Origin of the sequence: Microbacterium sp. bgisy203 (assembly GCF_965345155.1) — a bacterium.
Classification (GTDB): domain Bacteria; phylum Actinomycetota; class Actinomycetes; order Actinomycetales; family Microbacteriaceae; genus Microbacterium.
On record NZ_CBDRLZ010000002.1, the window covers coordinates 365,004 to 389,589 of the forward strand.

Annotated in this window: 21 protein-coding genes; 14 read left to right on the plus strand and 7 right to left on the minus strand. The window is 69.1% G+C overall.

Features of this window, described 5'->3' with window-relative positions; genetic code table 11:
* Positions 1-56: 56 nt before the first annotated feature.
* The 4 genes from glf (at position 57) to ACRVYW_RS05035 (ending at position 4,678) form a co-directional block, all read left to right on the plus strand.
* Complete coding sequence (glf, locus tag ACRVYW_RS05020) at positions 57-1,193, plus strand: UDP-galactopyranose mutase (RefSeq protein WP_431802298.1); 1,137 nt, start codon at positions 57-59, stop codon at positions 1,191-1,193.
* A gap of 144 nt (positions 1,194-1,337) precedes the next feature.
* Entirely contained in the window at positions 1,338-2,198 is an 861-nt protein-coding gene (locus ACRVYW_RS05025) for an ABC transporter permease (protein ID WP_431802300.1), read from the plus strand.
* Position 2,199: 1 nt separating this feature from the next.
* Positions 2,200-3,417 carry an ABC transporter ATP-binding protein gene (locus ACRVYW_RS05030; RefSeq protein WP_431802302.1) on the plus strand — a complete coding sequence of 406 codons (1,218 nt, stop codon included), beginning with the start codon at positions 2,200-2,202 and terminating at the stop codon, positions 3,415-3,417.
* A 40-nt stretch (positions 3,418-3,457) separates the two neighbouring features.
* Entirely contained in the window at positions 3,458-4,678 is a 1,221-nt protein-coding gene (locus tag ACRVYW_RS05035; RefSeq protein WP_431802304.1) for a glycosyltransferase family 2 protein, read from the plus strand.
* Between the two features lie 43 nt (positions 4,679-4,721).
* On the opposite strand, the gene ACRVYW_RS05040 is transcribed toward ACRVYW_RS05035, so the two are convergent.
* The gene (locus ACRVYW_RS05040; protein WP_431802306.1) at positions 4,722-5,786 is read right to left on the minus strand and encodes a glycosyltransferase family protein; all 1,065 of its coding nucleotides are present in this window, start codon (positions 5,784-5,786) and stop codon (positions 4,722-4,724) included.
* A gap of 24 nt (positions 5,787-5,810) precedes the next feature.
* On the opposite strand from ACRVYW_RS05040, the gene ACRVYW_RS05045 reads away from it, so the two are divergent.
* Positions 5,811-6,611, plus strand: coding sequence for an ABC transporter permease (locus ACRVYW_RS05045; RefSeq protein ID WP_431802308.1), 801 nt, complete (start codon positions 5,811-5,813; stop codon positions 6,609-6,611).
* Positions 6,611-7,354 carry an ABC transporter ATP-binding protein gene (locus ACRVYW_RS05050; RefSeq protein WP_431802310.1) on the plus strand — a complete coding sequence of 248 codons (744 nt, stop codon included), beginning with the start codon at positions 6,611-6,613 and terminating at the stop codon, positions 7,352-7,354. Before ACRVYW_RS05045 ends, ACRVYW_RS05050 begins: the two co-directional genes overlap by 1 nt.
* Before the next feature lie 19 nt (positions 7,355-7,373).
* On the opposite strand, the gene ACRVYW_RS05055 is transcribed toward ACRVYW_RS05050, so the two are convergent.
* From ACRVYW_RS05055 to ACRVYW_RS05070, 4 genes are read right to left on the minus strand one after another with little or no spacing between them, the layout of a single operon-like run.
* A complete protein-coding gene (locus ACRVYW_RS05055; RefSeq protein ID WP_431802312.1) occupies positions 7,374-8,678 on the minus strand; it encodes a UDP-glucose dehydrogenase family protein in 1,305 nt (434 codons plus the stop codon).
* An 8-nt stretch (positions 8,679-8,686) separates the two neighbouring features.
* Positions 8,687-9,730: a glycosyltransferase gene (locus ACRVYW_RS05060; protein WP_431802315.1), complete on the minus strand. Its 1,044-nt coding sequence runs from the start codon at positions 9,728-9,730 to the stop codon at positions 8,687-8,689.
* Between the two features lie 22 nt (positions 9,731-9,752).
* Complete coding sequence (locus ACRVYW_RS05065) at positions 9,753-11,075, minus strand: O-antigen ligase family protein (protein ID WP_431802316.1); 1,323 nt, start codon at positions 11,073-11,075, stop codon at positions 9,753-9,755.
* Entirely contained in the window at positions 11,072-12,475 is a 1,404-nt protein-coding gene (locus tag ACRVYW_RS05070; RefSeq protein WP_431802318.1) for an O-antigen ligase family protein, read from the minus strand. The genes ACRVYW_RS05065 and ACRVYW_RS05070 overlap by 4 nt, the downstream gene beginning before the upstream one ends.
* An 84-nt stretch (positions 12,476-12,559) precedes the next feature.
* On the opposite strand from ACRVYW_RS05070, the gene manA reads away from it, so the two are divergent.
* The 4 genes from manA to ACRVYW_RS05090 all read left to right on the plus strand — a co-directional run bounded on the left by manA (position 12,560) and on the right by ACRVYW_RS05090 (position 18,743).
* Positions 12,560-13,744, plus strand: coding sequence for a mannose-6-phosphate isomerase, class I (gene manA, locus ACRVYW_RS05075; RefSeq protein ID WP_431802320.1), 1,185 nt, complete (start codon positions 12,560-12,562; stop codon positions 13,742-13,744).
* Between the two features lie 161 nt (positions 13,745-13,905).
* A complete protein-coding gene (locus tag ACRVYW_RS05080; protein ID WP_431802322.1) occupies positions 13,906-14,223 on the plus strand; it encodes a WhiB family transcriptional regulator in 318 nt (105 codons plus the stop codon).
* Positions 14,224-14,388: 165 nt separating this feature from the next.
* The gene (locus ACRVYW_RS05085; RefSeq protein WP_431802324.1) at positions 14,389-17,352 is read left to right on the plus strand and encodes a glycosyltransferase; all 2,964 of its coding nucleotides are present in this window, start codon (positions 14,389-14,391) and stop codon (positions 17,350-17,352) included.
* Positions 17,349-18,743, plus strand: coding sequence for a DUF5719 family protein (locus tag ACRVYW_RS05090; protein ID WP_431802326.1), 1,395 nt, complete (start codon positions 17,349-17,351; stop codon positions 18,741-18,743). The genes ACRVYW_RS05085 and ACRVYW_RS05090 overlap by 4 nt, the downstream gene beginning before the upstream one ends.
* A 39-nt stretch (positions 18,744-18,782) precedes the next feature.
* Here the strand turns inward: ACRVYW_RS05090 and ACRVYW_RS05095 are convergent, their stop codons facing one another.
* On the minus strand, positions 18,783-19,217 hold the full coding sequence (locus ACRVYW_RS05095) for a metallopeptidase family protein (protein ID WP_431802328.1): 435 nt from the start codon (positions 19,215-19,217) through the stop codon (positions 18,783-18,785).
* 374 nt (positions 19,218-19,591) lie between these two features.
* On the opposite strand from ACRVYW_RS05095, the gene ACRVYW_RS05100 reads away from it, so the two are divergent.
* The 3 genes from ACRVYW_RS05100 to katG all read left to right on the plus strand — a co-directional run bounded on the left by ACRVYW_RS05100 (position 19,592) and on the right by katG (position 22,791).
* Positions 19,592-19,798, plus strand: coding sequence for a DUF3499 family protein (locus ACRVYW_RS05100; protein ID WP_431802330.1), 207 nt, complete (start codon positions 19,592-19,594; stop codon positions 19,796-19,798).
* A 172-nt stretch (positions 19,799-19,970) separates the two neighbouring features.
* Entirely contained in the window at positions 19,971-20,444 is a 474-nt protein-coding gene (locus ACRVYW_RS05105) for a Fur family transcriptional regulator (RefSeq protein ID WP_431802332.1), read from the plus strand.
* Between the two features lie 73 nt (positions 20,445-20,517).
* A complete protein-coding gene (gene katG / locus ACRVYW_RS05110) occupies positions 20,518-22,791 on the plus strand; it encodes a catalase/peroxidase HPI (RefSeq protein WP_431802334.1) in 2,274 nt (757 codons plus the stop codon).
* Between the two features lie 76 nt (positions 22,792-22,867).
* Here the strand turns inward: katG and aqpZ are convergent, their stop codons facing one another.
* Positions 22,868-23,590 carry an aquaporin Z gene (gene aqpZ, locus ACRVYW_RS05115; protein ID WP_431802606.1) on the minus strand — a complete coding sequence of 241 codons (723 nt, stop codon included), beginning with the start codon at positions 23,588-23,590 and terminating at the stop codon, positions 22,868-22,870.
* A gap of 310 nt (positions 23,591-23,900) precedes the next feature.
* Here aqpZ and mtrA point away from each other — a divergent pair, with 310 nt between their 5' ends.
* A complete protein-coding gene (gene mtrA / locus ACRVYW_RS05120; RefSeq protein WP_431802608.1) occupies positions 23,901-24,581 on the plus strand; it encodes an MtrAB system response regulator MtrA in 681 nt (226 codons plus the stop codon).
* Positions 24,582-24,586 lie beyond the last annotated feature (5 nt).

Below are 24,586 nucleotides of genomic sequence, written 5' to 3' on the forward strand. Positions count from 1 at the left end.
CGCCACGGCTAGACTGAGTGACTGGCGTCACCCACGGAACGAGAGCACTGCAAACCATGGATCTTCTCATCGTCGGCTCTGGTTTCTTCGGTCTCACGGTCGCGGAGCGGGCTGCTGCGGCGGGTCGTAAGGTGACGGTCATCGACCGCCGTCATCACATCGGCGGCAACGCGTACAGCGAGGACGAGCCGACCACGGGGATCGAGGTGCACCGTTATGGGGCGCACCTGTTCCACACGTCGAATGCGACGGTGTGGGAGTACGTGAACCGGTTCACGAAGTTCACGGACTACGTCCACCGTGTGTACACGAACCACAAGAACGTGGTGTTCCCGTTGCCGATCAATCTCGGCACGATCAATCAGTTCTTCCAGGCCGCGTACACCCCTGACGAGGCGCGTGCGCTGATTCATGAGCAGGCGGGGGAGTTCGATGCGAAGTCTGCGCAGAACCTGGAGGAGCGGGGGATCGGTCTGATCGGGCGCCCGTTGTATGAGGCGTTCATCCGGGACTACACGGCCAAGCAGTGGCAGACCGATCCGAAGGATCTGCCGGCGGAGATCATCAGCCGTCTCCCGGTGCGGTACACGTACGACAATCGGTACTTCAACGACACGTGGGAGGGGCTCCCGACCGACGGGTACACGGCGTGGCTGGAGCGGATGGCCGACCACCCGAACATCGACGTGAAGCTCGGCACCGACTACTTCGACGACACCCAGCCCTTCAATAAGGCCGCGACTGTCGGGCAGGTCCCCGTGGTCTACACCGGCCCGGTGGACCGGTACTTCGACTATGCGGAGGGTGAGCTGTCGTGGCGGACCCTCGACTTCGAGGAGGAGGTCCTGGAGGTGGGGGACTTCCAGGGGACGAGCGTGATGAACTACGCGGATGCCGGGGTGCCGTACACCCGCATCCACGAGTTCAAGCATTTCCATCCTGAACGCGCCGACCGGTATCCGAAGGATCGGACCGTGATCATGCGGGAGTTCTCCCGGTTCGCGACCCGGGAGGATGAGCCGTACTACCCGGTGAACACCCCCGACGATCGTGCGGGCCTGCTCGCGTACCGGGAGCTCGCGAAGGGGGAACGGGACGTGCACTTCGGGGGACGCCTGGGCACCTACCAGTACCTCGACATGCACATGGCCATCGGGTCGGCACTGTCGATGTGGAACAATCAGCTCGCGTGAGAGCGGGAAGCTGAACGCACGACGGTCTCTCATCGGGCGCTCGGTATAATCGTGACTTCGTGATGAGCGAGAGACAGTGAGCAGTGCGTGAACGAAAGTGCCGTCGTCCGATTCGATCGACTGGCCGGTGAATCCCTCCAGTCCGTGACGCCGAGTCGTGAAGGGATCGGCGGGTTCTTTCGCACCTTCGGTGACATCTGGAACCATCGTCAGCTGCTCGGGCTTCTCGTTCGGCGAGACGTCAAGGCGCGCTACAAGGACAGCGTTCTGGGCATGCTGTGGACGCTCATCAACCCCCTGGTCCAGCTCGGCGTGTACTTCCTCGTCATGGGCCAGATTCTCGGGGCGGCCCGCGGCATCCCGGACTTCGCGATCTACATCTTCTCTGGTCTCACCATCTACGGGCTCTTCTCCGAGACTCTCTCGGGGGCGACCGGGTCGATCGTGGCCAACTCGGGGCTTGTCAAGAAGGTGTACGTGCCGCGCGAGGTGTTCCCCCTCGCTGCGACCGGATCGGCGCTTTTCACCTTCTTCGTTCAGCTGCTCGTGCTGATCCTCGCCAGTCTCCTGCTCGGCACGGCGGCGCTCTCATGGTCATTGCTGTACTTCTTCCCCGCGGTGGCACTCGTCCTCGTGTACGGGGTCGCCTTCGGGCTGCTCCTGTCGGCGCTCAATGTCTATCTGCGTGACGTGCAGTACCTGACGCAGGTGCTTCTGATGCTCGCGCTGTGGGCGTCGCCCATCGTCTACGCGTGGACGATGGTGAGCGATGTGGTCGTGAGATACGGCCTTCCCAGCTGGCTGCTCGAGGTGTACACGGCCAGCCCGTTGACGCTCGCCGTCCTCGGTTTCCATCGCGCTTTCTGGACCGCGGGAACACCCGCCGACTATCCGCCGGACCTGCTCCTCCGCATGGGTATCGCGTTCGCGGTGGGGTTGATCCTCCTCGTCATCTGCCAACGCGTCTTCGCTCGACTGCAGGGCAACTTCGCTCAGGAGCTATGACATGTCAGAAACCACAACTGTGGAAGTGCCCGACGTCGTCGTCATCGACGAGGTCTCCAAGACTTTCACGCTCCGCAAGGACAATTCGCTCAAAGAACGCATCGTCACGTTGGGGCGCCGCGGACGGCAGCATCGCGAGGAGTTCCAGTCGCTGAAGGACGTCTCGTTCTCGATCCCCGCAGGTTCTTCGATCGCCCTGATGGGGCCGAACGGATCGGGGAAGAGCACCCTCTTGAAGGTCATCGGCGGGATCATCGAACCGTCCTCCGGGCAGGTCCTACGCCGTGGCCGGCTCGCCGCGCTCCTCGAGTTGGGGGCAGGCTTCCACCCCGATCTCTCCGGGCGAGACAACGTCTACCTCAATGCCGCGATTCTCGGGCTCACCAAGGAGGAGACCGACGAGCGGTTCGACAGCATCGTCGCCTTCTCTGAGATCGGCGACTTCATCGACACGCAGGTGAAGTTCTACTCATCCGGGATGTACGTCCGCCTCGCATTCGCTGTCGCAGTCCACACCGATCCCGACATCCTTCTGGTCGATGAAGTGCTCGCCGTCGGCGACGAAGCGTTCCAGCGCAAGTGCATGGACAAGATCCGCGAGTTCCAGCGGGAGGGTCGCACGATCGTGCTTGTGTCGCACTCGGCGGGCCAGGTGATGGACATCTGCGACCATGCTGTGGTGCTCAGCCACGGCGAGGTCGCTTACATCGGAGAGGCCGCAGAAGCGACGAAGGTCCATCGCGAAATCCTTGAAGGTAAGCGTCAGGCCAACGCCACCCTCGCGCCTGTGCCGGAGGTGGCGAAGGCCTCCCGGGTCAAGGGCATCAGAGTCACTGACGTGTCGGGGGCGCCCAAAGCGGAAGTCACCCCCGGAGAGGACATCGTGGTGCAGATCGACATCGAGCACGACCAGCCACATGAGATCTGGTACACGACTTTCAGCATCGACACGCCCACGGGGCAGCAAGTGTTCGGAACCGGTGCGCATCGACTCGGAACGGCCCATGACGCGGTTGTGGCAGGACCAGTGACCGTGGAGTATGTCATCCCAAGCGTCAGCTTCGCTGGCGGTCAGTACTTCGTGAACGCCGACGTTTCCGACCAGGATCGCACCAGGCTCGACGTCCTGTGGCAGGGCGCTCACTTCTATGTACCCATTGAGGACCGCCAAACGGGTACCGTCCACGCGGAAGCGCGTCTTGTCAAGGGTGCGCGGTAATGGCGGCGAGGCTGCAGGCAGACGGTGGAAGGACTGACGCGTGACCCTGGTCATGACCGTGCTGGTGCGTGACGAGGCAGACATCATCGTCCCCATGATCGAGTACCATCTCGCGGCGGGCGTCGACCGAATCATCGTCACCGACAACGGATCGATCGACGGCACCCGACAGATCCTTGCGCGCTATGCGGCGGATGAGCGCGTCGTCGTCGAGGACGACCCTGTTCAAGACAAGAATCAATCCAAGAAAGTCACTCGAATGGCGCGCCGTGCAGCGACAGAGTTCGGTGCGGACTGGGTGATTAACGCCGACGCAGACGAGTTCTTCGTTCCGCTCGATCGTTCGATGAATCTTCGAGAGGTCTTTGCTCGAATGCCGGTCGAGATAGTTTCTGCGGTCATTCCGGTCATCGACATGACTGGTGAACCGACTGTCGACGGAGCGGGTATCGAAGCCCTCGTCTTTCGTGATGAGCGGGTCGAGGAGGGTCTCTATCAAAGGTCGGGGTTGCACGCCCACGCGACGCACGACGCGATTCACGTGGGGTCCGCCGACGTCACTGTCGCGCAAGGCAATCACCATGTGAGCCTAGCCAGTCAGGGTCCGGTGCCCCCAGAGCTGAGTATCGAGAGCCTGCACTTTCCGTGGCGCTCTTACCGTCAGTTCGAGAAGAAAGTGGTGAACGCAGGCCGCGCATACGAGGCAAGCCCTCACCTCCGCCCAAGCCCTCGACACCACGGGATGCGTGATTACCGCCTTTGGCGTGCTGGCGTGCTGGAAGCTGCGTACATATTTCGGCACCCGCCGGCGTCAGAGCTCGGTGCGGCTGAGTTACTCAAGGACGAATGGCTGCATGAACGTCTTCTCAGCATCGCGCGGACGGGGGCGGCGACATGTCCTGACCTCCTCGATCGAGCGTTGGCGCGAGTGGGCGCTAGGTACGATGCCGCCTCGCTCGAACACTCCCGGGATATCATGCAGCCTGTCCTCGCAATCGATGAGGAAAGGACCGCCTTGGCCGTACGAGCAGCAGCGAGCGCCCAAGCGGAGACGGCGGTACGCTCGCAGCTCGAGGTTGCTCAGCGGCGTATCGCTGAGCTCGAGCAGGAGACGGTCGAGCTAGCGGACGAGTTGACGCGGGTCAGCGCCGAGTTGACGCGCATTGAGGAGCACCCGGCCTTTCGCGTTTCCAGAGCGACCCTGCGTTGGGCGCGATCAATGAGCCCCGCGAACATCATCGGTCACGTCCGGCGCAAATGATCGAAACCGACCCGCCTGCAGTAGCATTCCGAAACGCGAAGCACTACCTCCGAACTCGCCTTCGTGCTCGAACAGCCCGCATGGCGGCACTTGTCAGCACCTCCGCCCGTGCGTCGAACGAATGATCCGCGCGCACACGCTCGACGATGGCCTCCCGCTCCTCAACGGATGGCCAGGCGTCGTCGTCCGACAGAAGTCGGCGGAGGTCCTCAACGCTCCCGTATGTTCTCACGAGACCGCCGAAGATCTCGTCGGCGCCCGGCACTTGGTCCGAAATCACGCGGGCGCCGACCGCCGTCGCGTCGAACAGGCGATTCGAAATGAATCCGTGATCCCGCATGTCGGACCAATGGTCGTTCAGCACGATTCGTGATCCGCGATACGCGCCGGGAACCGACTCGAAGTCCAGATGGTCAGCGCGGACGAAGGAAGGGTCGATGAAGTCGTCCCAGTCGTGGCCGTACACGCCGAGGCGAGCGCCCGCCGCGATAGCGTCACGCACGACCGGTCGCTCGACCCGTCGTGACGTTCCGACGAAGACCACGTCCTCGGAAATGTCGTCCCTTTCGGGTTCTCGTGTGAAACGCCGCGTGGACACCGCTTGGAGCAACGGCGTCACCTCGATCCCTTCGATCCCGCGCCATGTGTTGCTCGCGACGAATACCTGATCCCAGCCGCGTGTCGCCTCGCTGTCACCGACGCCATCCGGATGGCTGATGATCCAGAGGAAGTTCACTGCGCCCGGCACCGGGCCGATGTCATGAAGTCCACGTAGCACCAACACGACATCATCTTCTTCGGCGGCGCTGGGCTCGGCTCCGAAGAAGACGACTCGCGCCGCCTGACCCTGGCCCCGTAGTGCGTCGGCGAGGTCCTCGGCGAACGCGGTGTCGCCCCATCGTGCAGCGGTCTCATCGTCAGGCGCGCTGATCTTGATCGCCCAGTTCAACTGCCGTCGGCGATAGCGAGATTCGCGCGCCAGACGCCGTCTGATGCGCGCTGTAGTGCTGCGGAATCGATCTCTATGCAGCGAGAGACGTGAGCGCGCGGCGGAGAGAGCGTCCTGCATGTAGACGATGGTATCGATGGGATGGACGGACAGTTCCATCACCGCCCACATAGACTCGAACCCGTGACCACCGCCGTCGTCGGCGCCCCCGGATCCCCTCGGCGCTATCTCCACTCGCTGTGGTTGCTGTCGGCACGCGACCTCAAGGTGCGGTACTCGACGAGCGCGCTCGGATACCTGTGGTCGGTGCTCGATCCGCTGGTGATGAGCCTGATCTACTGGTTCGTCTTCACACAGGTCTTCAACCGCGGAGACATCGGAGGCTCGCCCTACATCGTCTTCCTCATCGTCGGCCTCCTGCCGTGGGTATGGTTCAACACATCGGTGTCAGACTTCACAAAGGCGTTTCGGAAAGATGCCAAGCTCGTCCGCTCGACGGCGATCCCGCGCTCGATCTGGGTGAATCGCATCGTACTGAGCAAGGGCACCGAGTTCCTCTTCTCGATCCCGGTGCTCCTCCTCTTCGCGATCTTCGCGCGCCCGCAGGTGCAGTGGAACCCGATGATCCTGCTGTTCCCGCTCGGGATGATCCTGCAGACGATCCTCCTCGTCGGCCTGGGCCTCCTCGTGGCGCCGCTGTGCGCCCTGTGGGGCGACCTCGAGCGCACCACACGGCTCATCCTCCGTGCCCTCTTCTACGCCTCGCCGATCATCTACGGCATCTCCGACCTGCCTGCACCGTTCGATCAGCTCGCGCTCTTCAACCCGCTGTCCGGCATCCTCGTGCTCTACCGGTCTGGGATGTTCCCCGAGCAGTGGAACCCGCTCGCCGTCGTCATCGCGACCGTGATGTCGCTGGCGTTCCTCGGCCTCGGCATCCTGGTGTTCCGCCGGCTCGAGCCTGCCGTCCTGAAGGAACTGTGATGGCAGACGACATCGCTATCAGCGTGCGCGACCTCGGTGTGCTCTTCCGCCGCAACCGCCGCGGCCGCCGCAACATCAAGGACCTCTTCGGCGGAGCCGCACGTCGCGCCCGCCCGAACGAGTTCTGGGCCCTCCGGCACGTCTCGTTCGACGTCACGCAGGGCGAGGCCATCGGCGTGGTCGGGCGAAACGGGCAGGGAAAGTCGACCCTGCTGAAACTCGTCGCGGGGGTGCTTCTCCCCGACGAGGGCGAGGTCGTCATCAACGGGGGAGTGGCGCCGCTCATCGAGATCACCGGAGGTTTCGTCAACGACCTCACGGTGCGCGAGAACGTCCGCCTCACCGCGGGACTGCACGGGATGCCGAAGGCCGAGATCGCTCGCCGCTTCGACGACATCATCGGCTTCGCGGAACTCGAGGACTTCGTCGACACCCCGTACAAGCACCTCTCCAGCGGCATGAAGGTGCGCCTGGCGTTCTCCGTCGTCTCGCAGCTCGAGGAGCCGATCCTCCTCGTCGACGAGGTGCTGGCGGTGGGTGACAAGGCGTTCCGCGAGAAGTGCTACCGTCGCATCGACGAGCTGCTCGCCGAGGGGCGCACACTCTTCTTCGTCAGCCACAACGAGAAGGACCTACGCCGCTTCTGCACCCGAGGGCTCTACCTCGACAAGGGTGCGCTCAAGCTCGACGGTTCGATCGGGGACGTGCTCGACGCGTACAACGCGGATTACGCCCCGCGCTGAGCGCAGGCGGCTCAGCGGGTCAGGGGCGTCCCATGCCGTAGTAGTCCCAGCCGGCGTTGCGCCAGGCGGTGGCGTCGAGGCCGTTGCGTCCGTCGATGATGACGCGTCCGTCGGTGAGGGTGGAGGCGTGGTCGGGGGTGAGGTCGCGGCGGTACTCGTCCCATTCGGTGACGAGGATGATGGCATCCGCGCCGCGGATGGTGTCGTCGCGGGACGGGTTGTAGGTCAGTTGCGGGTGGACGCGGCGGGCGTTGTCGATGGCTTCGGGGTCGGTGACGACGACGTTCGCGCCGAGCCCGTGCAGGCGTACGGCGACGTCGAGGGCGGGGGAGTCGCGGATGTCGTCGCTGTAGGGCTTGAACGCGGCGCCGAGGACGGCGATCTTCTTTTCGAACACCGATCCGTCGAGTCCGTCGACGACGAGTTGGATGGCGCGGTCGCGGCGGCGGAGGTTGATCTCGTCGACTTCGCGCAGGAACGCGACCGATTCGCCGCGGCCGAGCTCTTCGGCGCGGGCGGAGAAGGCACGGATGTCTTTGGGGAGGCATCCTCCGCCGAAGCCGATCCCGGCGCCGAGGAAGCGCCGTCCGATGCGGACGTCGTGCCCGATCGCGTCGGCGAGCTGGGTGACGTCGGCTCCGGTGACTTCGGCGATCTCGGCCATCGCGTTGATGAAGCTGATTTTGGTGGCCAGGAACGCGTTCGCGGCGACTTTGACGAGCTCGGCGGTGGCGAGGTCGGTGACGAGGAAGGGGGTGCCCTTCGCGACCGCCGGGGCATACACCTCCCGCAGGACATCGGCGGAGGTGTCATCGCCTGGCGCCACTCCGACGACGAGCCGGTCGGGGTCGATCGTGTCCTTCACGGCGAACCCTTCCCGCAGGAATTCCGGGTTCCAGGCGAGCGCCGCGCCGGTCGCCGCGACGCGGGGCGACAGCTCGGCGGCGGTCCCCACGGGGACGGTGGACTTCCCCGCGACGACGTCGCCGGGAGACAAGTACGGCAGGAGCCCGTCGACGGCGGCGTTGACATAGGTGAGGTCTGCGGCGTACCCGTCCTTCTGTTGCGGCGTGCCGACACCGATGAAGTGCACCTTCGCTCCGGATGCCTGGGACATATCCGTCGTGAACGACAAGCGGCCCGTCGCGAGCCCCGCCGTGAGGATCTCGGGCAGGCCAGGCTCATAGAACGGCGCGTCACCACGCGAGAGCGCACTGATCTTGCGCGCGTCGACATCGATGCCGACGACCTCGTGCCCAATCGACGCCATCGCCGCAGCGTGCACGGCGCCCAGATACCCGCAACCGATGACCGAGAGCCTCATCGGCGGCCTCAGCCCTGAACGAGGGCCGGCATCGGCTCCCAGTCGCGGTCGCGTGCGATGGCGCGCCCGTCGCGGAGCCCGCGGAACAGGTGCGACGTGCCGGAGAGCTTCCGCTCGACGAACGCGAGACGGATGAGCTCCTTGCCGAAGGTCAGCGCCGTGCCCAGGCCGAACGCAGCGGGGTGGTAGACGCCGAGCGCGCGGTAGTACTGCTTGATGAGCGCGCGGTTGCGCATGATGTAGTAGCGGTAGGCATCCGATGAGGCATTCATGTGCCGGATGCCCATGTCCCACTGCTTGATCTCGCGCGTGCGGCGCAGGACGAACTCGTTGACGATGACCGAGGTGGTCACGCGCGACGCGAGCCAGCCGTAGGTCTGGTCATCCCAGTAGATGAAGAACCGGGGGTCGGGCAGACCGATCTGTCCGACGATGTCGCGGTGGATGAACATGCCCTCGAAGCATCCCGAGTTCATCTCCTTGTACCCCGACGCGTCGAAGCCGGAAGGAGCGAAGGGAATGGGGATGCCGAGCGGCTCCGCGATGCGGTACTGCCAGTAGAACTCGCTGCCGTCGAAGTCGTAGCGGCGCCCCTGGATCGACTTGAACCGCGGTGCCCACGCGCCCATCTTCGCGAGCCCGTCGGGCATGACCTCGACGTCGTCGTCCATGACCCAGATCCAGGTGGATCCGAGCTCGTAGGCGATGCGCATACCCTCGCTGAACCCGCCGGAGCCGCCGGTGTTCGTATCGAGACGCTGGTAGACGAGCGTCGTACCGATGCGCTCTCGGTACGACTCGACGACCTCGGTGGTGTCGTCGGTCGAGGCGTTGTCGACGATGACGAGATGCCCGGGCTTCGGGTCCATGGCGACGATCGAATCGAGCAGTCGGGTGAGGAGCGCCGACCGGTTGAAGGTCACGACGGCGATCGTCGCGGTGGCGGGATCGAACGGTGGGGCACCCTGCGGAGTCTCCGCGGACGACGAGTCTTCCGGCGTCGATTCCGGGGAAGAGCTCCGAGCGGAGTGCGGCGAAGAGGAGAGCGTCATGACCTGCCGATTCTACCCCGGGCTACCTCTCAGGCAGTGTCGGAACCGTCCCCGTCGGCGTTGCGGCGCCCAAACGCTCGCGCCATCCGCGCGACTGTCCGGCGCGGACGGCGCACAGGACGAGGAGCATCCACCCGAGCCCGAAGAGCGCCAGCGACTCGAACATGCTGGTGACCGCGAGGGCGACGAGCATGAGCGGCGTCCACGCGTACACGATCGAGCGGCGCTCGCTGGCATCCACCCACGAGCGGACCAGCGCGATGCCACCCATCGCGCACAGCAGCAGCACGCCGACCCACCCGAGCTGCAGATGGATGTCGACGTACGCGTTGAGCGCCGTCGTGTGCTGCTGGTCGAGGAGGTCGTTGATGCGCGCGAACGGGATCTCGTTGACGTCCCACGGCCCGAACCATCCCCACCCCTGCACGGGCTGACGCGCCGCGAAGTACGCGGAGAGGGTCCAGAGGTTCGTTCGCATGCGGAGATCGTCGGCCGCCCCCAGCAGGTCGATGATCCGTTCCCGCTGCACGTAGGCGGCAACCGCGACGACCACCACGACCCCTGCCAGGACGGCCTGGGTGAGGGGCCGACGCGCAGCCGGAGCGGCTCGGACGATGGCGAGGATGCCGGTTGCCGCCCCCACCGTGATCAACAAGATCAGCACGGTGGGGGAGGCCGACAGCAGCGCGAGTCCCGTCGCGAGGGACAGCGAGTAGACCGAGAGCCCCGGTCGCAGGGAGTGCGCTCCCCGCTCGACGGCGAACGTGATGAGAGCGACGACGGCGACGAACCCGAGCACATTGCGCGTGCCGAAGATCCCCTGGATCGGCCCGAAGGACGCGAGATTGCCCTGGATGCCGAGGAAGCGGAACGGGACGTCGAAGATGACGCCGCTCAGCACCTCGAGGATGAGCGACAGGGTGAGCGCCACCCGCAGGACATCGCCGAGCGCCCGAACGGTCTGGAGCGTGTCGCGGACATGCCCGATCGTGACGGCGAGGAGCGCGACGGCGGCCATCCCGAGCCACCGGGCGAAGCTCCCGAGCGGGTCGGTGCTCCAGAAGACGCTCGCGAACGCCCACAGGACGAGGAGGGTCAGCGTCGTCGGCACGAGCCGCAGAAGCGAGATCTCGGCGCGCCGTACCCAGAGGATCGCGACGGCGACCACGCACAGTCCGGCGACGATCGTGCGCGCGACGACGACGCCGGAGACGGCGACGACGAAGTGCGCCCCCACGAGCATCGCGAACGCGGCGACGGTGAAGGCTCGCGCGAAATCGGCAGACGCGAGAAGCCGAGCGGCCGCGGACGGAGCGGAGGCCGGGCCCGCGGCATCCTGCGTCATCGTCCGCGCTCGGCGACGGCGCCGCCCTGCTCGCCGGTGAGCCGCTGCTCGCTGGGCCCGCGCCCGATCAGCGGCGCCTGCTTGATCTTGAACGCGAGCATGACGAGGAAGAACCAGCCCCACCCCAGCAGCGGTCCCGACTCGGCGAGGCCCTGTACGAGCAGGATCGCGCCGACGAGAGTCGGGACGAGGGTGAGGGGAGAGTAGGGCCGCGTCGCGACGAGATCCCAGCGCGGGCGGTCGACCGCGAAGAACCATGACCGCCAGACGAACGCGAGCATGGCGAGAAAGAGGAGGACGAGGCCGACGACCCCCAGCTGGAGGAAGGCATCCAGCCACATGTTGTGTGCCTGCATGACGGTCTGGCCGTGGTCGACGATCCACCCGTCGAAGTGCGGATCGCTCGGCACCCATGGCGTCGAGAATCCCCATCCGATCACGGGATGCTCGACGGCCTTCTGCCAGACCTTCTCCCAGATGCCTTCGCGGCCGGTCAGGTCGGCCGAGCGGCCGAGCGCCGAGAACAGCGCATCGCGCCAGAGCCACAGCGCGGCGAGTCCGCCGACGGCGACGACGGCGTACGCAAGGTAGTACCGCGATCTCTCGCCGGGGTGACGGGTGCGGCGCATGAGCAGCACCGTGACGAGCACGACGGTGACGCCGGCCGCCGCGAGGGTGGCCGTCGCGGACCCTGCCCGCACGAAGAGGAACGCCGCGAGAGCGAACCAGGCGACGAGGAGCGCCCGGCGCGGCGCGCGCGACGCGAACCGTACGGCGAAGACGACCATGGCCAGCAGCGCCACGTAGGCGAGGGCGTTGGAGTTGCCGAAGATCCCCTGGATGCGTCCGCCGTCGAACAGGTTGTCGCGACTCCACATCTCGATCGGGTCGGTGCCCTTCTCGGGACGCGTGAACCCCGGCATGACGGGGCCTCCCCAGATGAGCGACGCCCACAGCTCGAAGAGGATCGACAGGCCCAGGATCCACTTGAGCGCCGACGCGATCGCGCGGATGAGCTCACGCCAGGTGAGCACCGACCCGACGAACATCGCCTGCACGGTCGTGGACAGAAGAAGGAGAAGCGTCAGCGCCGTCGCCTCGCGGTACGCCGACCAGATGAGGGAGAGCACCGCCCACGCGACGTAGAGCAGCGCGAACCACGGCAGGCGCCGCCACTGCACGGCCGGGCGGAGCGAGAGCCACAGGACGATCGAGACCAGACCCGAACCGGCGGCGACGATGCCCGAGCCGAGCGTTCCGATCGCGAGCAGCCACGCCGTCCCGGCGACCGAACCTGCGATGACGAAGATGCACCAGCCACGCAGGAGCAGGTGCCCCGTCGTCTCCCGCACCGGCGCCGACGGCGGCGCCTGGACGGGATGGTTGGTGTACACGGCCATGATCCCCTCAGGCTACCGCCCGCGGGTGTGTGATCCCCGGTGTCGCGCGGTCGCGGGCGGATGGGCTCGGCCTAGGCTGATCGCGTGCTGATCCCGATCTCCAATGCGCCCCGCCCCTACTCGTGGGGGCACACCGATTTCATCGCTGATCTCGAGGGCCGCACGCCCACGGGGGACCCCGAGGCGGAGATCTGGTACGGCGACCACCCCGGCGACCCGTCGCGGGTCACCGGGACCGACGAGCGGTTGGATGCCGCGCTCGCCCGCGCCGGGGAGCGCCCGCTGCCCTTCCTGCTGAAGCTCCTCGCGGCGGGATCGTCGTTGTCGATCCAGGCACACCCGACGAAGGCCGAGGCGGTGGCGGGCTTCGCGCGCGAAGAGGCGGCCGGCGTCCCGCGCGACGCGTCCGACCGGCTCTACCGTGACGACAACCACAAGCCCGAGATCATCGTCGCCCTGAGCGACGAGTTCCGCGCGCTCGTCGGCATCCGTCCCGTGGCGGAGACTCGGCGCCTGCTCGCGGCGCTCGGCGGCACGCCCGCGCTCGCGCGTCTCGACGCGCTCCTTGCGGACGACGACGCCGAGCGGGGCGTGCGAGCGGCGCTCGCGTGGGCGCTGAACGACGCCACTGGCGACGATGTCGCCGAGTTGACGGCGGCGCTGGATGCCGCCGGAGGGGCGGATGCCGCCGCCGTAGGGGCGGATGCCGCGTTCGCCGACGAGATCACGGTGCTGCGGGCCGCGGCATCCGACTTCCCGGGCGATGCGGGGCTTTTCGTCGCGCTCCTCATGAACCTCGTGACGCTGACGCGCGGCGAGGCGCTGTTCGCTCCGGCGGGGGTGCTGCACGCCTACCAGTCCGGGCTCGGCGTCGAGCTGATGGCCGCGAGCGACAACGTGCTCCGCGGTGGTCTCACGCCCAAGCACGTCGACGTGCCGGAGCTGCTGCGCATCGTGGACGCGACGCCCGGCCGCGCGCCCGTCGTCGAGCCCGTGGTCTCGGGAGATCACGCGGTGACCTACGACCCGGGCGTCGAGGACTTCGTGCTGACGCGGGTGGAGCTGACGGGGTCGCCCGTGTCCGCGGACCTGCGCGGCCCCGCGATCATCCTCGCGACGCGCGGCGAGATCGCCGTCGCGGAGCGGGAGCCGGGACGCGACGCCGTGGTGCTCGCGCCGGGGCAGGCCGTGTATGTCGGTGGGGGAGCGACCGGCGTGGAGATGTCAGGGACAGGCGAAGCGTTCCTCGCGCAGGCCGGACTGGGCTGAAGCACCTTCCTCGATGGGCGCGACACGCCGGGCGTGGCGCGGGTGAAGGTTCAATCACGCCCTGAGGGTTTACGATCTGCGACTTGACCTCTGGGAATGACAGCGGTGTAATTATCTCCAACACGCGGCACCGCGTGCGGGGAACCAGTGGGGAGAGCGATATGACGGGTTACCGTTCCGGAGTTCCCGAGAACTGGTTCGTCGATCCGGTGAATCTCGGGGTTCCCGGCGTCCGGCGTCCATCGACCGGCGACGAGGATACCGCCCTCGCCTGGCAGGCCGACGCGCTGTGCGCACAGACCGACCCCGAGGCGTTCTTCCCCGAGAAGGGCGGATCGACGCGCGATGCGAAGCGCATCTGCACGACGTGCGACGTCCGCACCGAATGCCTCGAGTACGCGCTGCAGAACGACGAGCGCTTCGGCATCTGGGGCGGCCTCAGCGAGCGCGAGCGCCGCAAGCTCAAGCGCCGCGCCTGACCTCGATACGCCGCGTCTCGATACACCGCGTCTGGATACACCGCGTCTGGATACACCGCGGCGACGCCGCGGCACTCGATCAGCATTGGGTCGGGAGGGTGCGATGTGGGCGCGGCGGCGCGGCATGCGGCCGTGGCGGGAAGGCGTGCTTAGGCTGACGGGGTCATGCCCGCCCGAGTTCACGCGCTGCTGGTCGTGCGCCCCGATGCGCGCGAGGCTGCCGACATCCGCCTGCAACGGACGCTCACCGCGCTCCGCGCGCAGACGCGACCCGTCGACACACTGACGATCGTCCTCTGCGACGCCGACAACCGGGTGCAGGAGGTCGCCCGCGCCTCTCACGCCGAAGGCGTCATCAGCGCCGACCGCGGCACCAGCTTCGCCCGCGCCCTCGCGCTGGGGTCCCACCGACTCGACGGCGACGCCGTCTGGGTGCTCACGCACGACACGGTTCCCGCACCCGACGCGCTCGCGCGCCTCGCGGGCGCGCTCGAAGCGGCGCCCTCGGTCGCGTTCGCGGCGCCCAAGCTCGTCCGTTCCGACGAGCGCGACCGGATCGTCTCGCTCGGCGTTTCGATGACGCGGTTCGGCCGCACCGTCGGCCTGTTCGACGGCGAGCACGATCAGGGGCAACACGACGGCGGGGAGGACGTGCTCGGCTCGGACGTCCGCGGCATCCTCGTCCGATCGGATGCCTGGCGGCAGCTCGGCGGCGTCGACCCCGCCCTCGCCGGTGCCGACGAGGGACTCGACCTCGGCATCCGCGCGCGCCTGCGCGGCGGACGGATCGTGCTCGTGCCGGCGGCTGTCGTGGCCGTGTCGGCGCGCGAGGTCGCTCCTCTTCGCACCGCGTACGCGCAGCGCACCGCGCAGCTGCACCGCCGCCTCGCGTACGCCCCGCCGTTCGCCGTGCCGCTCCACGCGCTGAGCCTGCTTCCGCTCGCGCTCCTGCGGACACTGGGCGCCCTTATCGGCAAGCAGCCGTCGCGGATCCTCCCCGAGTGGGGAGCGGCGACCACCGCGCTCGTCCGGCCCGGTGCGGTCGCGCGGGCGCGCCGCGGCATCCGCACCGATCGTGTCGCGTCGTGGTCGCAGATCGCGCCGCTGCGCGTCACCTCGCGCGAGCTTCGCCACCGGCTCGACGACGACCTGCCCGCAGGCACCGGACGGGGCGAGCTGCACTTCTTCAGCGGCGGGGGCGCGTGGGTGGTCCTCGCGGCGCTCGTCGTGTCGGTGATCTCCTTCTTCTCGCTGCTCGCCTGGCCCGTCCTCGGCGGCGGCGCCCTCGCCCCTTTGCGCGCGGGGCTCTCGGGCCTCTGGGCCGATGCGGCGTTCGGTCTGCGGCCACTCGGCTGGCAGACGAGCGGACCGGCCGACCCCTTCAGCGCGGTCGTCGCCCTGCTCGGCTCGCTCGCCCCGGCGACCCCCTCGCGCGTCCTCGTGATCCTCTGGGTGCTGGCATTGCCGCTTGCCGCGCTCGGCGGCTGGTTCGCGGCGACCCGATTCAGCGATCGAGCGATCGTCCGCGTCGTCGTCGCTGTCGGATGGGCGCTCGCACCGAGCCTCCTCGACGCCCTCATCGGTGGTCGTCCCACGGTCGTCATTGCCCACCTCGTCCTGCCGTGGCTCGTCTGGACCGGCGCCGTCGCGCACCGTTCGTGGAGTGCCGCAGGCGTGGCGTCGATCCTCGCGGTCGTGGTCGTGGCTTGTGCTCCCTCGCTCGCACCGGCGCTCGCCGTCGTGTGGGTCGTGGGGCTGCTGCTCGTCCTGTCGGCCGGGCGTGCGCGGGGGCTGTCGCGCATCATCTGGCTGCTCGTGCCGACCGTCGTGATCTTCGCGCCGCTCATCTGGGAGCGCGTGCGCGCGGGCGATCCGTGGGCGCTGCTCGCCGACCCGGGCGTCCCGCTCGGCGACCCGGGCGGAACGGGAATGGCGCGCCGGATGCTCCTGGCGCTCGGCTTCCCGACAGGAGACGGATGGGATGCCTTCCTCCCGGCATCCGTCGCGGCATGGACCCCCCTGCTCGTCGCGCCCGTCCTCCTGCTCGCGCTCGCGGCGCTCGTCGTCGCGCGGCCGCTGCCGGCTCTCGTGCTCTCGGTCGCGGGGCTCACGGGCGTCGCGACGGCGGTAGGGGCGATCGGCGCACAGCTGTCGACGTCGGGGCCCGAGGTCATCACCGTGTGGCCGGGCGCAGCGCTCAGCCTCTTCTGGATCGCCGCCCTGTGCGCCGCCGCGCTCGCCATCGACGCGCTCCCCGGGGGCCTGCGCCGCGGCGCGCGTGTCGCCGCCCCCGTCTCGGCCGTCGTCATGATCGCCCTCGCCGTGAGTGCCGTGCCGAGCCTGACCGCACCGCTGCGCGGCACCGCGACCATTACGGAGGGCACCACGAGCACCCTGCCCGCGTACGTCGAGGCAGAGGGACGCGGGGGCCTTTCGACGGCCACCTTCGTCCTCGCGCCGACCGCGCCGGGCTCCGTCATCGCCGATGTCGTGTGGGGCGCGACCTCCTCGCTCGGCGGGCAGACGACCCTGCGGTCCGCGCGCCCGGAGGCGGACGCAGCCGACCAGGAGACCGCCGACCTCGCTGCGCGCTTGGTCGCCGACCCCGACGGTCCGGCCGTCGCCGACCTCGCCGCCCACGGCGTGGCCTACGTCCTGCTCGCGGAGGGCGCGGACACCGACGCCGCGCGCGCGGTGCGGCTCGAGGCGGCGACGAGCCTCGATCAGCGTGCCGACCTCGAGATCGTCGGCGACACCGCCAAGGGTCGGCTGTGGCGCGTCACGGGCGACGTGACGCCCCGCGCGAGCGCAGACGGTGCGGATGCCTGGCGCATCGCGCTCGTCCAGATCGGCGTCGTGCTCGCCGCGCTCCTCCTCGCGATCCCGACCCGCCGCTCCCTGGAAGAGGCGCGCCGACGTCCGCGTGTCGTCGGGCGTCCTCGGGTGCGCCGGCGGACCCTCGTCGTCGCGGCAGGGCCGGGTGCCGATGCCGGCTCGGCGCACGCGACGGTCGGGCCCGAGACCGGAACCGACACCGGAGTCGGCCCCGACGCGGGGGCGGACGCCGACCCCGGGGCGGACACCGACCCCGGGTCGGACGCCGCCTCCGACGGGGGTGAGGACCGATGACCCCCTCCGTCGCGCGCACGGCGCGCTGGGCGGTCGGCGGCCTCGCCGCCGCGACCGCCGCAGCGGCCGTCGTCGCGCTCACCGTCGTCGGTCTTCCCGGCGTCCCCCGCGAGTCGATCTCCGTGCTCGCGCAGCCGCCCGCCACCCCCGCCGTCGCCGCGTGCGCCGGTCCGCTGCTCGCAACGGGCAGGGACCCGGGCCGTGCCGCCGCCCTCGAGGATGCCGCGGCGCCCGCCGTCGTCGCCGCGAGCGCCGACGGATCGGCTCCCGCCGAGCGGCGGCTGACCGCGCCCGACGTCACGAACGGCGCGGGGGCCGACGTCCGCGTCGCGACACCCGACGGCGACGAACCGAACGACGTCGCCGCCGCGTCCTCGGCGCGAGCCGCGGACGCCGACCTCGCCGGATTCGCGGCCTCCGCCTGCAGCCGGCCCGCGATGGAATCGTGGCTCGTGACCGGGGCCGCGACGACCGGAGCCTCCGACCTCGTCGTCCTGTCCAACCCCGGCGATGTCCCCGCACTCGTCACCCTGACCCTCTTCGGAGCGACCGGCGAGACCGCCCCCGCCGCCGGCGCCGACATCGTCGTGGCGGCGGGGACGCAGCGCGTCATCCCGCTCGCGGCGCTTGCCCTCGGCGAGGAGAACCCCGTCGTCCGCGTAACGGCCGCGCAGACCCCCGTCGCCGCCTCCCTGCAGTCGAGCCTCACCCGCGTGCTCGATCCCGGAGGCGTCGACCAGAGCGCCGCCGTCGGCGCGCCCTCCGACGAGATCGTGATTCCCGGAGTCGCTGTCACGCTGCCGCCCGGCGAGTCCGGCAGCAGCGAGGTCTCGACGACGCTGCGACTGCTGGCCCCGGCATCCGACGGCACGGCGACCGTCACCGTGACGAAGGACGGCGCGTCCGACGGCGCGTCGCAGGACGTGCCGCTGACCGCCGGCATCCCGTTGCAGCTCGACCTGCCGGGGCTCGCTGTCGGCACGCACACCGTCACGATCCGCGCGACCACCCCGGTCACGGGCGCCGTGTGGAGCGTGACCGGGTTCGGCGCCGGGAGCGACTTCGCCTGGTACACCCCCGCACCGCGCCTCACGGCGGAGACGCTCGCCGCCGTCGCCGACGGACCCGGGGCGACGCTCACCCTCGCGGCATCCGGCGATGCCGACCAGACCGTGACGGTGCTCGCCCCCGGCGGAACGAGCCGCGACGTGACAGTGCCGGCGGGTCGGAGCGCGAGCGTCGCGGTCGACGCGGGGTCGGTGCTCCGCCTCGTGCCGAACGGCGACGGGGTGTTCGCGGCGATCTCGTATGCCGGGACCGGAGCCCTCGCGGGCTACCCGGTGCCGGCGGGCGACGCCGCGGCATCCGCCATCGAGGTCTACCCGCGCTGAATCCGGCCGCCGGATGGAGCGGTCATAACGTGCGGGCGATCAGTACGAGCGGTAGCGGTCGGGGCCGAGGTCCCACGGGTCGCGGTCGAGATATTCGGCCGCCGCGCGGAAGACGCACCCCTCGATCGCCATCCGCCGGTGCAGATCGTCGTCGCGGTGCAGTTCGCCGAGCCGCTCGATCGGCAGGCGGTAGAGGGTGATGCGCTTGCGGTCGACGTCGATGCTCCAGCGGGGGATGCCGTCGTCATCGGATGCCGGGGGCATCCAGCCGACCTCGAAGCGCACCTCGCGCAGCTCCGGCCAGGCGCTCCGCAGGAACTCGGCGGCCGTGCCGACGGCGAAGTCGAACCTCTCCTCGCGCGACTCGAGGGGCAGGAGCGGCGGGCGTACGACGGGGCTCCGGCCCTCGCGCCCGTGCCGGCCGTGCCGGGCGGGGCGCCGCGCCGGTCGGCTCGAGGGGCGCCGCCTGATCATGGCTCAAGTCTAGGTCTCCGCGGTTCTGGGTCCTCCTGGTTCTCGGTTCTCGGTTCTCGGTTCGCGGTTCGCTGTGGTGTCGAGGTCGCCGTTCGGGCGCCGCTTCTCTGTTCGGGCGCCTCTGTTCGGGCGCCACTTTCCTGAGCGCCCACAACCTCCGGCGCCAGTCTCGTGTTCGGGCGCCAGAAAACTGTGGCGCCCGAACGGGAAAGTAGCGCCGGTACACCCGAGCCGCGCACCCGGAGCCCTCACCCGCCGCAGCACCGGCCGCGGCGCCATCGCCGCCGTCCCGACCACCCACCGTCCCGACCACCCGCCGCCGCGACGGCGCGGCATCCGAGGACCCGACGAGCGGCGGCGTAGCGTGGAGCGCGATGCGAACCAGACTGTGCTCCAAGGTGGGCTGTGCCCGCGAAGCGGTGACGACGCTCACCTTCGACTACGGCGACCAGATGGCGGCCGTCGGCCCGCTGGGCCCCGGCGGCGACCCGCACGCGCACGACCTGTGCGCGATCCACACCGACCGGCTCTCGGTGCCGAAGGGCTGGCTCGTCGTGCGCCACGAGACTCTCCGGGTCTGAGGACGTTCTCGGCGCGGCGTCGTCCGGTTCGCAGGAGACTCCGTCGATCGGGGGCTCCCGGGGACCGGGGAGCCGCCTCGACGCGCGATCGTCCTGCGAACCGAACGCCGACCCCCGGCGCCGGGACCGAGTTCTTTTGAGGTGATCAAAAGTAGGCGGTAGGGTGGATGCCGTGACCGCGCCCACCTCGCCCTCCGTCGCCGCCGCCCCGGCCGCTTCCGCGGCCGACGCGCTCCGTGCCGCCGGACTGCGTGTCACCGAGCCGCGGACGGCCGTCTACGACGCGCTTCGCGCGCTCCCGCACGCGAGCGCGGACGCCGTGCACGCGGCGATCGCGGGCGATCTCCCGCGCACGAGCCTGCAGTCGGTCTACAACGCGCTCGGTGACTTCGAGGGCGCGGGCCTCGTCCGCCGCATCGAGCCGGCCGGTCAGCCCATGCGGTTCGAGCTGCGCACCGGCGACAATCACCACCACCTCGTCTGCACGTCGTGCGGCGCCGTCGAAGACGTCGACTGTGCCGTGGGGGAGGCCCCCTGCCTCCACCCGTCCGACGTCCGCGGCTTCACCGTCGCGGTCGCCGAAGTCACGTACTGGGGCCTCTGCCCCAACTGCGCGGCCGAAGCGGCCGACGCAGACGCGGCCTGACACGCGCGTCCCACCTCACACCCGAAGCCCGACCCACACCCGAACCCCGATCCGACCCGGAGGAAGGAACACCATGACCGAGAACGACCCGAGCGCCGCCGGCATCGGAGAGGACGTCACCGACATCGACCAGTCGGTCACCGTCACCGACACCGCAGAGGCCGAGGCCGAGCAGGCCGCGACCTGCCCCGTCATCCACGCGCAGCCGCACCCCACCTCGGGCTCGGCCAACCGCGTGTGGTGGCCGAACCAGCTGAACCTCAAGATCCTCGCGAAGAACCCCGAGGCTCGGAACCCCCTCGCCCCCGACTTCGACTACGCGGCCGCCTTCGAGGCGCTCGACCTCGCGGCTGTCAAGAAAGACATCGCCGAGACCCTCACCACAAGCCAGGACTGGTGGCCCGCCGACTTCGGCAACTACGGCCCTCTCATGATCCGCATGGCGTGGCACTCCGCGGGCACCTACCGCGTGACCGACGGCCGCGGCGGCGGTGGCGCGGGCCAGCAGCGCTTCGCCCCGCTGAACTCCTGGCCCGACAACGTCGGCCTCGACAAGGCGCGCCGCATCCTCTGGCCGATCAAGAAGAAGTACGGTCAGTCGATCTCGTGGGCCGACCTCATGATCCTCGCCGGTAACGTCGCGCTCGAGACGATGGGCTTCGAGACCTTCGGCTTCGCCGGGGGCCGTCAGGATGTCTGGGAGCCGGACGACGACGTGTACTGGGGCCCCGAGACCACGTGGCTCGGCGACGAGCGCTACAAGGGCGACCGCGAGCTCGACCGCCCGCTCGCCGCCGTGCAGATGGGCCTCATCTACGTGAACCCCGAGGGTCCGGCCGGTCACCCCGACCCGCTCGCGTCGGCGCGCGACATCCGTGAGACGTTCGGCCGCATGGCTATGAACGACGAGGAGACGGTCGCGCTCATCGCCGGCGGTCACACCTTCGGCAAGACACACGGTGCCGCACCCGACTCGAACCTCGAGGACAACCCCGAGGCCGCAGGCCTGGAGATGCAGGGCCTCGGCTGGAAGAACAACAACGGCTCCGGCAAGGGCGACGACCAGATCACCTCGGGGCTCGAGGTCACCTGGACCTACCACCCGACCCGCTGGGACAACGAGTTCTTCCACATCCTCTACGCCTACGAGTGGGAGCTCTTCCAGAGCCCCGCCGGCGCCCACCAGTGGCGTCCGACGGGTGGTCAGGGTGCCGACATGGTGCCGCTCGCCCACTCCGACGGCCGCCGCGAGCCGCGCATGCTCACGAGCGACCTGGCGCTGCGGATGGACCCCGAGTACGACAAGATCTCGCGGAAGTTCAAGGACGACCCGAAGGCCTTCGCCGACGCGTTCGCGCGCGCGTGGTTCAAGCTGACCCACCGCGACATGGGCCCGGTGGCCCGCTACCTCGGCTCCGAGGTGCCCTCCGAGACGCTCCTCTGGCAGGACCCCGTGCCCGCCCCCGAGGGAGACCTCATCGACGCCGCGGGCGTCGCCGAGGCGAAGAAGCGCATCCTCGACTCCGGCCTCACCGTCGCCGAGCTCGTCTCGACGACGTGGGCGGCGGCATCCTCGTTCCGCGGCAGCGACAAGCGCGGCGGCGTCAACGGCGCCCGCATCCGTCTCGCTCCGCAGAAGGACTGGGAGGTCAACAACCCCGCCCAGCTCCACAAGGTCCTCGGGGTTCTGGGCGGCATCAAGGCCGACCTCGACGCCGCGGGCACGCCCGTCTCGCTCGCCGACCTCATCGTCATCGCGGGCAACGCGGGCGTCGAGAAGGCGGCGGCGGATGCCGGCGTGACGATCGAGGTCCCGTTCCGCGCGGGCCGCACGGATGCCTCGCAGGAGCAGACCGACGTCGAGTCGTTCGGCTACCTCGAGCCCATCGCCGACGGCTTCCGCAACTACCAGGGCCCCCTCGCGGAGATGCCGGCGGAGTACCACCTCATCGACAAGGCGAACCTGCTGACCCTCACCGCCCCCGAGATGACGGTGCTCGTCGGAGGCCTCCGTGTCCTCGGCGCGAACTGGGACGGCTCGCCCTACGGCGTGTTCACCGACCGGCCGGGTGTGCTCACGAATGACTTCTTCGTGAACCTCCTCGACCTCGGCACGACGTGGAAGCCCCTCGACCCGGGCTCGCACGCCTTCGCCGGGGCGAAGGACGGCTCGGGAGAGAAGGTCGGCGTCGGCACCCGCGTCGACCTCCTGTTCGGCTCGAACTCGGAACTGCGCGCGCTCGCCGAGGTCTACGCCTCGGACGACGCGGCGGAGAAGTTCGTCCGCGACTTCGTGGATGCCTGGACGAAGGTCACCGAGCTGGACCGCTTCGACCTGCACCGCTGAGTCGAAACGCGCAGTTACGACGTCGACGCGGAAGGCCCGCCCCTCTCGGGGCGGGCCTTCCGTCGTTGGGATCGCCTCAGGAGCGGGTGCGGTCGAACAGCGCCCGATGTGCGAACCCGGCGATGAGTCCGCCGACGATCGGGAACACGATGAACACCCAGAGTTGACCGAGCGCCCCCGTGCCGCCGTAGATCGCCGCGGCGATCGAGCGGGCCGGGTTCACCGACGTGTTGTCGACAGGGATCGAAATGAGGTGGATGAGGGTCAGGGTGAGGCCGATCACGAGGCCCGCCATCGTCGCGTTGCCGCGGGTGACGTGCGTGACGCCGAGGATGACGAGGACGAAGACCCCGGTGAGGACGATCTCGATCGTGATCGCCGACCCGAGCCCGAATCCACCGGGGGAGCGGTCGCCGAACCCGTTGCTCGCGAAGCCGCCGTCCTGCGCCTTCTGCAGCCACCCGTCCGGGCCGAACAACCCGATGAGCACGATGATGCTCGTCGCGATCGCGCCTCCGACGATCTGCGCGATGATGTAGCCGATCGTGTCCTTCCACGGGAACCGTCCCGCGGCGGCGAGGCCGAGGGTGATCGCGGGGTTGAAATGGCCACCGGAGAGGGGGCCCCACGCGTAGGCGCCCGCGACGACGGTGAGGCCGAAGGCGAGCGCGACGCCGACGTAGCCGACACCCACGGGGAAGCCGTTGTCGGCGAGCCCGTTGTTGGCGGCGAGGAGGGCTGTTCCGACGCCGCCGAAGACCAGCAGGAAAGTACCGGATGCCTCGGCGACGAGCTTCATCGACGTCGTCGGCGCATCCGCCGCGCTCGACGGCGTGGGCGTGTGGGAGAGTTCGGTCGGATCGATGGGGCGGTCGGGACGGGGGTCGGTGCTCACGGTGGTGTCCTTTCGGCGGTCGGCCGGATCGAATCGTGCCTTGCTCGTGATTGTGCACCCTCCGGCGTCCGGAGGACAGGGCTGCGACGGCACGTTGCGTGCGACGATCACGCGCGATGCGCTCGGCGCGTCCCCAGGCGCGTCCGATACTGTAAACGTGCGCCGTCCCGTCAGCGCCCGGCATCCCGCCGAATCGAAGGACTACATCGCCCCCATGACTTCTCGCATCCTGGTTGTCGACGACGACACTGCGCTCGCGGAGATGATCGGCATCGTGCTGCGCACCGAGGGCTTCGAGCCGGTGTTCTGCGCCGACGGCGCCGTCGCGGTCGACGTGTGGCGCACGGAGCGGCCCGATCTCGTCCTTCTCGACCTCATGCTCCCCGGCATGGACGGCATCGAGATCTGCACGCGCATCCGCGCCGAGTCGGGCGTGCCGATCATCATGCTCACGGCCCGCACCGACACCGCCGACGTGGTGCGCGGGCTCGAGTCCGGTGCCGACGACTACATCGTCAAGCCGTTCAACCCGAAGGAGCTCGTCGCGCGCATCCGCACGCGCCTGCGTCCCGCAGCCGCTGCCGAGACGGAGACGCTCCGCGTCGGCGACGTCGTCGTCGACGTCGCCGCGCACGAGGTGCGCCGCGGAGAGGAGGCGATCGCGCTGACGCCGCTCGAGTTCGAGCTGTTGGTCGCGCTGGCGTCGAAGCCGCAGCAGGTGTTCTCGCGCGAGATGCTCCTCGAGCAGGTATGGGGCTACCACTACAAGGCGGATACCCGCCTCGTGAACGTCCACGTACAGCGCCTGCGCGCCAAGATCGAGATCGATCCGGACAACCCCCGCATCGTCACCACCGTCCGCGGTGTCGGCTACCGCGCCGGCGCGGTGGTGTGACCGCC